The sequence below is a fragment of the Kitasatospora sp. NPDC053308 genome, from assembly GCF_055585785.1.
In genome coordinates, this window is record NZ_JBVJJY010000007.1 from 197,377 (window position 1) to 211,062 (window position 13,686).

8 protein-coding genes are annotated in these 13,686 nt (G+C 72.8%); 5 read left to right on the top strand and 3 right to left on the bottom strand.

Annotated elements, in window-relative coordinates; translation table 11 throughout:
- Window positions 1–96: 96 nt before the first annotated feature.
- From ACZ6Y7_RS18370 to ACZ6Y7_RS18380, 3 genes are all read right to left on the bottom strand, one after another.
- Complete coding sequence (locus ACZ6Y7_RS18370) at window positions 97–567, bottom strand: GNAT family N-acetyltransferase (RefSeq protein WP_465759123.1); 471 nt, start codon at window positions 565–567, stop codon at window positions 97–99.
- A 1,181-nt stretch (window positions 568–1,748) separates the two neighbouring features.
- The gene (locus tag ACZ6Y7_RS18375) at window positions 1,749–4,229 is read right to left on the bottom strand and encodes an endo-beta-N-acetylglucosaminidase (protein ID WP_465758928.1); all 2,481 of its coding nucleotides are present in this window, start codon (window positions 4,227–4,229) and stop codon (window positions 1,749–1,751) included.
- Between the two features lie 267 nt (window positions 4,230–4,496).
- Window positions 4,497–5,585 carry a LacI family DNA-binding transcriptional regulator gene (locus ACZ6Y7_RS18380; protein WP_465758929.1) on the bottom strand — a complete coding sequence of 363 codons (1,089 nt, stop codon included), beginning with the start codon at window positions 5,583–5,585 and terminating at the stop codon, window positions 4,497–4,499.
- A gap of 142 nt (window positions 5,586–5,727) precedes the next feature.
- Here ACZ6Y7_RS18380 and ACZ6Y7_RS18385 point away from each other — a divergent pair, with 142 nt between their 5' ends.
- From ACZ6Y7_RS18385 to ACZ6Y7_RS18405, 5 genes are all read left to right on the top strand, one after another.
- Window positions 5,728–7,017, top strand: a complete 1,290-nt coding sequence (locus ACZ6Y7_RS18385; RefSeq protein ID WP_465758930.1) for an ABC transporter substrate-binding protein — start codon at window positions 5,728–5,730, stop codon at window positions 7,015–7,017.
- A gap of 183 nt (window positions 7,018–7,200) precedes the next feature.
- Window positions 7,201–8,073 (top strand): carbohydrate ABC transporter permease, encoded by an 873-nt coding sequence (locus ACZ6Y7_RS18390; RefSeq protein WP_465758931.1) that lies wholly within the window; start codon window positions 7,201–7,203, stop codon window positions 8,071–8,073.
- 4 nt (window positions 8,074–8,077) lie between these two features.
- Window positions 8,078–9,031 carry a carbohydrate ABC transporter permease gene (locus ACZ6Y7_RS18395; protein WP_465758932.1) on the top strand — a complete coding sequence of 318 codons (954 nt, stop codon included), beginning with the start codon at window positions 8,078–8,080 and terminating at the stop codon, window positions 9,029–9,031.
- 212 nt (window positions 9,032–9,243) lie between these two features.
- On the top strand, window positions 9,244–10,500 hold the full coding sequence (locus tag ACZ6Y7_RS18400; protein WP_465758933.1) for a glycoside hydrolase 5 family protein: 1,257 nt from the start codon (window positions 9,244–9,246) through the stop codon (window positions 10,498–10,500).
- 89 nt (window positions 10,501–10,589) lie between these two features.
- Entirely contained in the window at window positions 10,590–13,631 is a 3,042-nt protein-coding gene (locus tag ACZ6Y7_RS18405; protein WP_465758934.1) for an alpha-mannosidase, read from the top strand.
- The last annotated feature ends 55 nt before the right edge of the window (window positions 13,632–13,686 follow it).

The window sequence follows — 13,686 nt, forward strand, 5'->3', positions numbered from 1 at the left end:
GCGGGTCGGAGGGAGGGCAGGGGCGGGCCGGGGCGGGCCCTCCCCGCCCCCCGTCTCCCGCCCCCGGCCTCCCGGCCGTTCACCCGCTCGCCGGGATCACAGCTCCCGGCGCATGAGGACGCACATCGTCTCGTACCGGCGGATCGAGCCGTCCGGTGCCTCCTCGTCCCAGGCGTCGGGCGCCCGGCCGTACGCGGTGTACCCCAGGCGCTCGTACAGCGCGCGGGCGCGGGGGTTGTCCTCCTCGACGGCGAGTTCGCTCCGGGTCAGCCCCTTTTCCCTGATGCGCTGTTCGGCCGAGCGGATCAGCAGGGTGCCCAGGCCGCAGGACTGGAGTGCCGGGTGGACGGCGAGCTGCCACAGGGTGCCGGCGCCGTCGGAGGCCCGGTAGTCGATGCCACCGATCGCCACCGGCAGGCCCGCCGGTGTGCAGACCGCGAGGTAGTCCGCCTCGCCCGCCGCCACGCGCACCAGCTCTCGTTCCACACTGCGCAGATGGGTGGCCGAGCCCGACCAGGCGCAGTCCGGCAGGTCATCGTGTCGCAGGTCCCGCACGGTGACGGACAGGGCAACGGCGGCGCGGGGCTGGGCGAGGGCCGCGCCGGACGGGGCGTCGACCCCACCGGACGGGGCCTCGACCCCACCGGACGGGGCGTCGACCCGAGCACCCGGGGCGACGGCCGCGCCGGACGGGCCAGTGGGCTCCCCGCCCGGTCGCAGCAGCGCCAGGTCCTCGCCCCAGGCGTCCAGCGTCGCCGCGTGGCCCGCCGCCCGCGCCACCTCCTCCACCCGTCCGAACAGTCCCCGTTGGACGGACACCTCACCCGTCCGCTGGATCCGCTCGACCGTGTCGAGCAGCGCCCGGGCGTCCCAGCCCGGCAGCGGGTGCCGCTCCAGCTCCCAGGCCAGGTACTTGTTGTAGGGGCGCGGCCGGCGGTCCAGCGCGAACAGCAGTTCCAACAGGTGGCCGACGCTCTCCGCGGCGTCGAGGTGGGAGGCCGGCGCGAGGCCGTCGCGGGCGTTCTTCACCGAGCGGTACAGCCAGTTGACGTAGGCGTCCAGCCGCGCGGCGGCGACGGCATGCGCCTCCTCGACGCCGAGCCGGCCCTTCGCCGCGAGGATGGCGGCGAGCGCGCCGTCGGTGCGGTCGAGCACGACCCGCGCCCGGGCGAGGGCGTAGCGCTCCAGGCCGTCGCACGCCCGCAGGCCGTCCAGCGTGGTCACCACCACGTCGAGCGCGGCCGAGCGGTGGCCGTGCAGTCCGGCCAGGCCGCTCGTGGCGCCGTCCGCCAGGACGAGGTACACGTCGTGGTCGGAATGCACGGTGGGCATGCCGTCGTGCGTCCGCGACCCCTTGAGGACGATCCCCACCACGTCCTGGTCGGGTGCGGCGCGGGCGACGAACTCCTCGTACCCGAGGGGTGGTCGCTCGAAGGCCTCGGATCGGATCACCATCACGTCTCCCCGTGCGGTCGCTGTCGGACGTCCCCGGGGGGAAGCTAGCCCCGCCACGCCGCCCACCGCACGCCGTTTTCGCCCCACTCCCCGGTGGGCGCCGTGGCGGCGGTGGTCGTCGGGCGGTGGTCTCCATGGCGGGGCTGCCGAGGGTCCCCGGTCGTCATCCGCACGGCCCGGCGCGAGGCGCCCTCGGGACCGGCGAACGGGTCGGTGTGCTCGACGGCGGTGAGGGTAACCGGCCCGGGGCTTCCCCTCCGGAGGTCCGAAGGAGCGAGCGGGGGCCGGCGGGCCTACCCGCCCCAGGCCTCGAACTCGTAGATGCGGGCGGCCGGGTCGGTGGTCTGGGTGGGTTTGGTGACCACCAGCCGGACGTAGCGGGCGGTGGTGCTCACCGGGTGCGTGGTGGTACCGGCCGTGTTGCCGGTGACGGTGGCGACCGTGGTCCAGGGGTCGCCGGTGCTCGACCGGACCTGGATGGAGAAGTCGCGGGTGTTGTACGCGCTGCTCTCGCCACCGGCCGAGGCGTGCTTGACCACGAACTTCGACAGCTGCTTCGCCGAACCGAGGTCCACCTGCAGCCACTTGGCGGCGGTCAGGGTGCACCACTTGTCGCTGGTGCCGCCGCCGACGCTGCCGTTGACGGCCTTGGCCGGGCCCTCGTCGGCGTTGCACTGGCCGGAGCCGGTGGCCGGGCGGTTCAGCGCCAGGTTGCCGGTGGCCGGCGGCGTGCTGTTCCACCTCACGCTGGTCGAGGCGGCGGTGGAGCGCCCGTAGGTGGTGGACACCGCCTCGACGTCCAGGGTGGTCGCGGCCTCGCTCCCCGCCCGGTCGAGCCGCCCCACGAAGTAGGCGTCGTTGGGTGTCGCGCCGAGGAAGGTCCGGCTGCCGTCCGCGTTGCGCCGGTACACCTCGTAGTGGTGGACGTTGCCGCCGGGCACCGCCGTCCAGGACAGCCGCAGCGACTGGCTGGAGCCGGGCGTCACGTCGCTCGCACCGAGGACGGTGAGGCCGCTCGGCGCCGCCGGGGTCTCCACCGAGCCGTCGTAGACGGCGATTTGGCCGACCCGGAGGTCGTACGCGGGGTCGGAGCCCTCGGCCCGCAGCGCGATCTGGGCCAGGGTGCGGCCCGCGTACGGGGAGAGGTCGAGGGTGTGGCGTTCCCACCCCGTCCCGGAGTTGGAGCCGACGGCGATGGTGGTGAAGCTGTTCGGCGCGTCGGTGAAGGCGACGGCGGCCTTGAGCTTGGTCGGCCCGGCCGCCGGGGTCTTGACCACCAGGTCCAGCTTGGTGCTCGCCGCGACCGGCAGCGCGGTCTGGTACAGCCGCACGGTGTTGGCGGCGTCCAGGGTGCCGCTCAGCCGCAGCGAGGAGCCGCCCTGGTACGCGTCGGTGAAGTCGACGGACGGGCTCAGCCTGCTGCCGGCCGAGTCGACGACCCAGCGGTAGGTCGGCGGGACGTCCTGGAGCGAGAGGTTGTTCCAGCCGCCGGTGGCGACCCGCGCGCCGCCCGCGTTGTAGAAATCGCCCTGCCCGGTGTCGAAGGTGGTGACGAAGGGCTTGGCGGTGATCGGCGAGGACTCGGCGACGTAGCCGGCCAGGCCGGGCCAGCTCGCCGAGAGGTCGATCCGGGACGGGTCGTTGTTCGCGCCGACCCAGTAGCGGGCGTCCTTGGCGTAGAAGTCGGCGCGGTCGCCGGCGGACTTCCAGGTCCACTCCGGGCGGTAGAGGCCGAGCGAGGTGGTGTGCGGACCACCGGACGGGAAGAGGGTGTTCCAGTCCACGCCGGTGTTGTAGCCGTTGGCCTCGGTGTCGATGCCGGAGTAGAGCTCGTACTCGCTGCGGCCGAGCTGCCGGGCCAGCGTCCGGGAGGAGTCCAGGCCGCTCGCCGACCAGCCGAAGTTCAGGAACATCGAGTCGGCGACGCGCTTCGAACCGTCCTGGAGGAAGGGGGAGTTGGCCGCCGTCAGGGCGTTCTGCCAGTCCACCGCCCCCGAGGTGGTCATCGCGTCGTACCACATGAACTCGGTGCCGCTCTGCGCCTTGGTGTACTGCATCAGGTTGCGCAGCTCGCCGGCCAGGGACGAATCCCCGCCGCCGGTCTCCTGGTTGATGAACCAGCCGTCGAAGCCGTAGTACTGCGCCGCCTGGACGAGCTTGTCCGCGACGGGGTAGCGGCTGCCGGACTTCTGGACGAAGTCGCGCACCCACTGGATCTGGCCGCCGTACGCGCCGGGCGGGAAGAAGACGGTGCCGTAGACCTTGACGCCGTTGCGGTGCGCGGCGTCGATGACGGTCGGGTTGGGCGCGAGGATCAGCCCCTCGCCGGCCGAGCCGCCCCAGAAGACCAGCTTGTCGACGTACTGCCAGTAGCCGAAGGCGTAGTAGTTCGGGTCGGCGGAGCCCTGCGAGGGGTTGTTGGAGGTGGGGCCGAAGGAGACCAGCGAGGCGATCCTGCCCTCGCCGGTACGGGCGTTGGGGTTCGCCCTGAGCGCCGGGTCGGCGGTGCGCGGCTGCAGCGGGACGCGCGAGCGGTTGAAGCGGGCGTCCGGGTCGGTGGCCGGGTCCCAGCCGAGGATCGAGCTGGGGTACCAGTACGAGGCGAAGGGCTGGCTTCCCTGACCGGCGGCGGCCACCGGATCGGCGGGCGCGGGCCCGGAAGCGGGACCGGGACCAGGTGCCGCCTGGGCGGCGGCCCCGACGCCGAGCACGGCCGTCGCGAGGGTGGCCGTCGCGAGCGCGACGCCGAGCAGCGGGGGGAGACGTCTTGACATGCGGTGGCTCCGATCGAGCGGAGTGGGTGGGGGCCGGGCCCACCGGCAGCGGCAGGCCCGGGTGCATGCGGGCGTGGCGGTGCTCACCGAGGGGAGTCGACCGTCGGGAGAGGTCGACGACCGGGCGGTGCCGAACAGGTGGCGTCGACGGGTGCGGCCGACGGGGAGGGCGAGGTCGGCGAAAGCGGGAATCCGACGAACGACGGGAATTCAACGAACATGACAAACAGGCGGTGCGCCGGACCGGACCCCTTCGGCGCAGCGAGGCTAAACCGGTTCAGAACCGCTGTCAACGACTCGCGCGGCAACCACTCCGGGGAATGAGGTCGCGGTCGGCCCGGCCCCCGGCGGCGAGGTGGACTCCCGAACGGTCAGCCGCGGCGTCGCCATCCGCAGGTCCCGCCCGGGCCCGGCCTCCTCCAGCGCCTCCAGCAGGCTGCGGGCGACCTGCTCGCCGAGCGCGAAGGTGTCCCGGCTGAGCGCGGTCAGCGGCGGGTGGACGATCCGGGCGAGCACCGAGTCGTCGAAGGAGACGATGGAGAGCTCGCCGGGCACCGCGACGCCCATCTCCCCCGCCACACCGAGCCCGGCGACGGCCATCACGTCGCTGTCGTAGACGATCGCGGTGGGCCGCCGGGGCCGGGAGAGCAGCGTGCGGGTGGCGGCGGCGCCCTCGGCGTCGCTGAAGTCGGTGGGCACCGAGAGGGCCTCCTCCAGGCCGAGCCGGCGCGAGGCGTCGCGCAGGGCGCGGATCCGCCGCTGGGTGTGCTGGAAGTGCGGCAGCCCGGCCAGGTGGGCGATCCGGCGGTGCCCGATGGCGGCCAGGTAGTCGACGATCGAGAGCATCGCCTCCCGGTCGTCGGCCCAGATCCGCAGCTGGTTGCCGCCCTTGCCGGGCCCGCCGAGCACGACGGCGGGCAGCCCGAGGCCGTCCAGGACCGGCAGCCGCGGGTCCTTGACCTGCAGGTCGACCACGATGAAGCCGTCGACCCGGTGCTCGGAGGCCCAGCGGCGGTAGACCTCGATCTCGGCGGCGGTGTCCTCGACCACCATCAGGTGCAGCGCGACGGCGCCGGCCGAGAGCACCGCCTGGAGTCCGGAGAGCAGCTGACCGAAGAACGGCTCGACGCCGATGGTGCGGGCCGGGCGGGCGATCACCAGGCCGACGGCGTCGGCGCGGGCGCCGCCGAGGGCGCGCGCGGCGCTGTGCGGGCGCCAGTTCATCTCCTCGGCGACCCGCAGGATCCGGGCCCTGGTCGCCTCGCTCACCCCGGGGCGGCCGTTGAGCGCGAAGGACACCGCCCCCTTGGAGACACCGGCCCGGCGGGCGATGTCGGCGATCGTCGGTCTGCCCACAGCACCCGACTCCTCTCTTGACAGCCAAGTTTAGGCGGGAGCATAGTCCCTGCCATAGCTAGACCGGTTTAGTTCGCACGCCAGGCTCCGGAACCCGAGCTCAGCACGATCCCCCCACCCACCCCAGGACCGGGAGACCCTCATGCGAAGAATCTGGGCGGCACTGACGACAACGGCCTTCACCGCGGCGGCGCTCACCGGCTGCGGACTCGGCTCCGGCGACACCAAGAGCAGCGACAGTGTGGCGAGCGCGGCCGCCACCGGCGAGGTCAAGGGCAAGGTCTCGCTGCAGACCTGGGCACTCAAGCCGAAGTTCACCGACTACGTGCAGGGCGTGATCGACGGCTTCAAGAAGAAGTACCCCGGCGTCGAGGTGGAGTGGCTCGACCAGCCCGGCGAGGGCTACTCCGACAAGGTGCTCAGCCAGGCCGCCGCCGGCACCCTGCCCGACGTGGTGAACCTCCCGCCCGACTTCGCCCTCCCACTGGCGCGGAAGGACCTCCTGCTGGACGTCGCCAAGGCCGATCCGAAGCTCGCCGACGAGTACGTCGCCGGCGGCGTGGAGGCCTACCGCTTCGCCGGCCACCCGGGCACCTTCGGCTACCCCTGGTACCTCAACACCGATGTGAACTACTGGAATTCGGAACTCCTGACGAAGAACGGCCTGGATCCGAAGAAGCTCCCGACCAGCCTGGACGAACTCATCGCCCAGGCCCGGGTGATGAAGGAGAGGTCCGGCGGCCAGACCTACCTGATGAGCCGCAAGCCGGGGATCGGCGACCTCTACAACGCCGGTGTGAAGATCATGTCCGACGACGGGAAGAGCTTCACCTTCAACACCCCCGAGGCCGCCGCGCTGCTCGACAAGTACCGGGACGCCTTCAAGGAGGGCCTGCTCCCCAAGGACGTCCTGACCAACACGTACGCGGGCAACTCGAAGCTGTTCAACGCGGGCACCGCCGCCTGGACCACCGCCGGCGCCAACCACATCACCAGCCTCGCCGTCGACAACCCCACCCTGGCCCCGAAGGTCGTCCCCTCCCCCGCCCTGGCCACCCCGCCGCTGTACGTCCAGGGCATGTCCATCCCGAAGAGCACCAGGAACCCGGCCGCCGCGGTCGCCCTCGCCCGCTGGGTCACCAACGCCGAGAACCAGGCCGCCTTCGCCCACCTGACCAGCATCTTCCCGTCCACCAAGGCCTCGGCGAACGACCCGTTCTTCAGCAAGAGCGACGGCACCAACGCGGGCGACGCCAAGGTGATCGCCTTCGACTCGCTGGCCAAGGCCAAGCTGATCCAGCCCGTCCAGGTCGACGACGCGATGAGCACCGTCATCAACCAGCAGATCGCCCTGGCCATCAGCGGCGACGCGAGCTCCAAGCAGGCGCTGGACACCGCCGTGGAGCAGTGCAACAAACTGCTGAAGGGCTGACCCCGGCCGCGCCGCCCGTACCCACCCGGCCACCGCGCCCATCGCGCCCACCGCTCCCCTCCCGGCCACCGCGCCCATCGCGCCCACCCCAGCGACCCGGGCCGCCCGAGCCACCCCGCCCACCGCCTCCGCCGCTCCCCGGACTCACCGGCACCACCCCCAGGCCCCCAGGAAGGCACGCGCATGACCCACCGGCGTTGGTTCACCCCCTGGCTGCTCGCCGGGCCGGCGATCGTCTGGCTGGCCGTGTTCAACCTCTGGCCGGCCGTCAACACGGTGATCCTGTCGTTCACCGACGCCAAGCCCCTGGGCGGCGGGCAGTTCACCGGCCTGGAGAACTACGGCCGGCTGCTGGACGACGACCAGCTCGCCGACGCCCTGCTCAACAGCGTCGTCTTCATGCTGGTCTGCGTGCCCCTGCTGACCGTGCTGCCGCTGCTGCTCGCGCTGCTCGTCCAGCGGAAGATCCCCGGCATCACCTTCTTCCGCACCGCCTTCTACACCCCGGTGATCGCCTCCGCCGTCGTGGTGGCGATCATCTGGGGCTGGGTGCTGGACGACCGCGGGCTGGTCAACGGCCTGCTCCGGCAGTCCGGACTGGCCGGCTCCCCGGTCTCCTTCCTGACCGACCGCTGGCTGCTGCTGTTCAGCGCGATCGCCCTGACCGTCTGGAAGGGCCTCGGCTACTACATGGTCATCTACCTGTCCGCCCTGGCCAACGTCCCGCGCGAGCTGCACGAGTCGGCGGCCGTGGACGGCGCCGGTCCGCTGAGCCGCTTCCGGCACGTCACCCTGCCCGGGGTGCGGCCGACCATGGTCCTGGTCTCCGTCCTGATCTCGGTGAGTGCGCTGCGCGTGTTCTCCGAGCTGTACGTGCTCTCCAACGGACAGGGCGGCCCGGGCGGTCGGGACATGTCGGTGGTGATGCTGATCCAGATGTACAGCCGCGGCTTCAACGGCCACCTCGGCTACGCCTCCGCGCTCAGCCTGCTGCTGTTCCTCGTCACCCTCGGACCGATGCTGTTCCTGATGCGCCTGAACCGGAAGGCGGCCTGACCCCGTGACCACCAGCCCGCCGACGACCGCCGGAGCCACCACCGACAGCACCACCGCCCACGCCACCCGCACCAAGCGCACCAACCGCATCAACCGCACCGGCAGGCCGCGCACGGGGTCGCGGGGCTTCAACACCCCCTCCCCCACCGGGACCGCCGTCCGCTACCTGCTCCTGCTGCTCGTCCTGCTCCTGGTCATCGGCCCCTTCCTGTGGCAGCTGTCCACCTCCCTCAAGGGCCCGGCCGAGGACGTCTACACCAGCACCCCGGCCTTCCTGCCCGACCAGCCCACCCTCGGCAACTACGGCAGGGTCGCCGACACCATCCCGGTGTGGACCTACGCGCTCAACTCGGTGGTCGTCGCCGCGATCTGCATCACCGGCAACGTGGTGGGCTGCACCCTGGCCGGCTACGCGCTCGCCCGGCTGCGCTTCCGCGGCGCCCGGCTCCTCCTCGGCCTCTTCCTCGCCACGCTGGTCCTGCCCGGCGAGGTCACCATCGTCTCCCAGTACGTGCTGGTGCGCGGCCTCGGCCTGGCCGACACCCTGGCCGGGGTCGCGCTGCCCGGCTCGATCGCGATGCTCAACGTGCTGCTGATGCGCACCGCCTTCGCCGCCGTCCCGGTCGAACTCGACCAGGCCGCGCTGGTGGACGGCGCGAGCGTCCGGCAGCGGCTGTGGCACATCGGGCTGCCGAACGTGCGCGGCATGCTCAGCGTGATCGTCATCTTCACCTTCATCGGCGCCTGGGACGACTTCCTCTGGCCGCTGATCGTGCTCAACGACCCGCAGAAGTACACCCTCACCGTCGGGCTGCAGTACCTCAACGGCACCTTCTCCGCCAACCCCCGGCTGATCGCGGCCGGCACCATGATCGCCTTCCTGCCGATCGTCGTGGTGTTCGGCCTCTGCCAGCGCTTCTTCTTCCGGGGCGTCGAGGAGGGGGCCGTCAAGGGCTGAGCCCGCCGGAGCCCGAGACCCGGCAGAGCACGAGACCAGGCAGAGCACGAGGCCCGAAACGAGCCCGACACCCGCTGGAGCCCGAGACCCGACCGAGTGCGACACCCGCCCCGAGCCCGACACCCGACCGAGCGCGACACCCGACGGAGCACGAACCCGGCGGAGGACGGCCCACCGCCCGTACACCCCAACCCAGTCGAGGAAGCCCTCCGATGACCACCGCCCCCCGCTTCGGCGTCAACTACACCCCCAGCGCCGGCTGGTTCCACCACTGGCTGGACTTCGACCTCGACGCCGTGCGCGCCGACTTCGACTCCGTCGCCGCCCTCGGACTGGACCACGTCCGGGTCTTCCCGCTCTGGCCGGTGTTCCAGCCCAACCGCACACTGATCCGACCGCGCGCCGTCGAGCAGCTGACGGCGCTGGTGGACGCGGCCGGCGAGCGCGGCCTGGACGTGGCGGTGGACGGTCTGCAGGGCCACCTGTCCAGCTTCGACTTCCTCCCCGCCTGGACCCGGACCTGGCACCGGCGCAACCTCTTCACCGACCCCGAGGTCCTCGACGGCCAGGCCGCCTACCTGCGCACCCTCGCCGGGGCGCTGCGCGAGCGGCCCAACTTCCTCGGGATGACGGTCGGCAACGAGATCAACCAGTTCTCCGGCGCCCCGCACCCCGACCCGGACCGGGTCACCCCCGCCGAGGCCGAGGCCTGGCTGCGCTGGATGCTCCACGCCTGCGAGTCCGCCGCCCCGGGCCGGCTGCACCTGCACGCCTCCTACGACGCCGCCTGGTACCTGGACGAGCACCCGTTCACCCCCTGGCACTCGGCCCGGCTCGGCGCCGCCACCGCCGTGCACTCGTGGGTGTTCAACGGCACCGCGCAGCGCCACGGCGCCCACTCCACGGCCACCGCCCAGCACGCCGCGTACCTGGTCGAACTCTCCAAGGCCTGGGCGGACGATCCGGCCCGCCCGGTGTGGCTGCAGGAGGTCGGCGCGCCCGCCCCGTACATCGCCCCCGAGGACGCGGCCCGCTTCACCGGCGCCACCCTGGCCGCCGTCCTGGACTGCCCGGACCTGTGGGGCGTCACCTGGTGGTGCTCCCACGACGTGGACCGCTCGCTCGCCGACTTCCCCGAACTCGAGTACGGCCTCGGCCTGTTGACCACCGACCGGAAGGTCAAGCCGGCCGGTGCCCGGCTCGCCGAGGCGGCCGCCGAGGCCCGCCGCGACTGGCAGCCGCCGAAGCCGCGCGACATCGCCGTGGTGGTCGCCACCGGCGACGAGGTGACCTCCCCGAAGCGCTCGGCCTGCGGCCCGGGCGGATCGGTGTACGAGGCGTTCATGCGCCTCGCCGAGGCCGGCGCCCGCCCGACCGCCGTCCTCGCCGAACACGCCGACGACCGGGCCCACCTCGCCGCGCGCGGCATCACCGAAGTGCTCCACCCCAACGACGTACGTTCGCTGTAGGGCCCCCGTGCGGCGGTGCTCCCGGGCCCGCGGAGCACCGCCGGACAGGCCTCGTCCGTTATCCCTCAGTCCCCAACGGAGCCGCCGACATGCACGATGACCGCACCCTCGTCGAGTCCCGTCTCAAGCGCGTCCTGGCCGAGCGCATCCGCCCGGCCGTCTACCCGGAGTCCGTCCCGCTGGAGGTCGGCATCTGGACGGCACCCGGTGAGCCCGTCCCGGTCGCCGAGGGCCTGGCCGCGCCGCGCCGCCCGATCGCGGTCGGCGACGCCTGGGGCGCGCCCTGGGGCACCAGCTGGATCACCGTGACCGGTACGGTGCCGCAGGCCTGGGCGGGGCGCACCGTCGAGGCGCTGATCGACCTCGGCTTCGACGCCAACATGCCCGGCTTCCAGTGCGAGGGCCTGGTCTACCGTCCGGACGGCACCCCGGTGAAGGGCCTCAATCCGCAGAACCAGTGGGTGCGGATCGCCGCCCCGGCGGCCGGCGGCGAGCAGGTGCTGCTGCACGTCGAGGCGGCCTCCAACCCGGTCATCATGGACTACCACCCCTTCCTGCCGACCGAGTTGGGCGACAAGGAGACGGCCGGCGACCGGCCGCAGTACCGGCTGGCCCGGATGGACCTCGCCGTCTTCGACGAGACGGTCTGGCAGCTGGTGCTGGATCTGGAGGTACTCGGCGAGCTGATGGTCGAGCTGCCGGTGGACGGCGCCCGCCGCTGGGAGCTGCTGCGCGCGATCGAGCGGGCGCTCGACGCCGTCGACCTGCAGGACGTCAACGGCACGGCGGCCGCGGCCCGTTCGGAGCTCGCCGCGGTGCTGGCCGCACCCGCCGTGCCGTCCGCGCACCGGATCAGCGCGATCGGCCACGCGCACATCGACTCGGCCTGGCTCTGGCCGCTGCGCGAGACCGTCCGCAAGGTGGCCCGCACCACCGCCAACATGACCGCGCTGCTGGAGGACGAGCCGGACTTCCTCTACACCATGTCCCAGGCCCAGCAGTTCGCCTGGATCAAGGAGCACCGCCCCGAGGTGTACGCGCGGGTGCGCAAGGCGGTGGCCGAGGGCCGTTTCGTCCCGGCCGGCGGGATGTGGGTCGAGTCCGACACCAACATGCCGAGTTCGGAGGCGATGGCGCGGCAGTTCGTGCACGGCAAGCGGTTCTTCCTGGACGAGTTCGGGGTGGAGAACCAGGAGGCCTGGCTGCCGGACACCTTCGGCTTCACCGCCGGCCTGCCGCAGATCATCCGCAACGCGGGCTCCAAGTGGCTGCTCACCCAGAAGATCTCGTGGAGCCAGGTGAACACCTTCCCGCACCACACCTTCCTCTGGGAGGGCATCGACGGCACCCGGATCTTCACCCACTTCCCGCCCGTGGACACCTACAACTGCTCCATGAAGGGCAGCGAGATCGCCCACGCGGCACGGAACTTCAAGGACAAGGGGGTGGCCGGGCACTCGCTCGCCCCGACCGGCTGGGGAGACGGCGGCGGGGGCACGACCCGGGAGATGGTCGCCAAGGCGGCCCGGCTGCGGGACCTGGAGGGCTCCGCCACCGTTCGCTGGGAGAAGCCCGCCGAGTTCTTCGCCAGGGCCGAGGCCGAGTACCAGGACCCGCCGGTCTGGGTCGGCGAGCTCTACCTGGAGCTGCACCGGGCCACCCTGACCAGCCAGGCGAAGACCAAGCAGGGCAACCGGCGCAGCGAGAACCTGCTGCGTGAGGCCGAACTCTGGTGCGCCACCGCCGCGTTGCGCACCGGGGCCGCGTACCCGTACGAGCAGCTGGACCGGATCTGGAAGACGGTGCTGCTGCACCAGTTCCACGACATCCTGCCCGGCTCCTCGATCGCCTGGGTGCACCGCGAGGCCGAGGCGACCTACGCGGCGCTGGCCGGGGAGCTGGAGGGCCTGATCGGCGCGGCGCAGCGGGCGCTCGCCGGGGACGCCGCGGGCGGGCGCGAGCTGGTGTTCAACGCGGCGCCGCACGCGCGCTCGACGGTCCCGGCCGGCGGGGCCGCCGTGGTGGCCGCGCCGGCGGAGGGCTGCACGGTGGCCGAGCGGCCGGAGGGCGGCTACCTGCTGCGCAACGGCCTGTTGGAGGTCGTGGTGGACGCGGACGGCCTGGTGGCCTCGGTGGTCGAGCTCGCGAGCGGCCGGGAGACCGTCGCCCCGGGCAGCCGCGCCAACCTGCTCCAGCTGCACCCGGACTTCCCCACCATGTGGGACGCCTGGGACGTCGACCGGTACTACCGCAACACCGTCACCGACCTGACCGGCGTGGACGCGCTCACCGCCACGGCCGACGCCGGCCGGGCGAGCGTCCGGGTCGAGCGCTCCTTCGGCTCCTCCACCGTCGTCCAGACCCTCACCCTGCCCGCGGGCGAGCCGCGCCTGGACGTCGACACCGAGGTCGACTGGCACGAGACCGAGAAGTTCCTCAAGCTCGCGTTCCCGCTGGACGTCCACACCGAGCGCTACGCCGCCGAGACCCAGTTCGGCCACCTGTACCGCCCCACCCACACCAACACCAGCTGGGACGCCGCCAAGTTCGAGGCCTGCAACCACCGCTTCGTCCACCTCACGGAGCCCGGCTGGGGGGTCGCCCTGGTCACCGCCTCCACCTACGGCCACGACGTCACCCGCACCGTGCGCGACGCCGACGGCGGCACCACCACGACGGTCCGCTGCTCGCTGCTGCGCGCCCCGCGCTTCCCCGACCCGAAGACCGACCAGGGCCTGCACCGCTTCCGGCACGCCCTCGTCCCGGGCGCGGCGATCGGCGACGCCGTCCGCGAGGGCTACCGGATCGGCCTGCCCGAGCGGCGGGTCACCGGCACGGCCGAGCGGGTGGCGCCGCTGGTGGCGGCGGACCACGACGCGCTGGTGGTGAGCGCCGTCAAGCTGGCCGACGACCGCAGCGGGGACCTGATCGTCCGGGTCTACGAGGCGTCCGGCGGCCGCACCCGGGGCCGGCTGACCACCTCCTTCCCGCTCGCCGAGGCCGTCCCCTGCGACCTGCTGGAGCGCCCCTGGGACGGCACCCGCGGCGACGTGGCGGTCGAGGACGGCGCGGTGCGGCTCGCGCTGCGCCCCTTCGAACTGGTCACCCTGCGCCTGCGGGCGGCGGGGTAGCCGGATCGGCCCCACCGGCCTGCTCTACGCTGTGCGGCGCCCCTGCCCTCGCGGC

What these genes read in the sequence shown, in the direction of transcription:
- ACZ6Y7_RS18375 (WP_465758928.1), bottom strand. Translation starts at nt 4,229, where the DNA reads ATGTCAAGACGTCTCCCCCCGCTGCTCGGCGTCGCGCTCGCGACGGCC.
- ACZ6Y7_RS18385 (WP_465758930.1), top strand. Translation starts at nt 5,728, where the DNA reads ATGCGAAGAATCTGGGCGGCACTGACGACAACGGCCTTCACCGCGGCG.
- ACZ6Y7_RS18390 (WP_465758931.1), top strand. Translation starts at nt 7,201, where the DNA reads ATGACCCACCGGCGTTGGTTCACCCCCTGGCTGCTCGCCGGGCCGGCG.
- ACZ6Y7_RS18400 (WP_465758933.1), top strand. Translation starts at nt 9,244, where the DNA reads ATGACCACCGCCCCCCGCTTCGGCGTCAACTACACCCCCAGCGCCGGC.
- ACZ6Y7_RS18405 (WP_465758934.1), top strand. Translation starts at nt 10,590, where the DNA reads ATGCACGATGACCGCACCCTCGTCGAGTCCCGTCTCAAGCGCGTCCTG.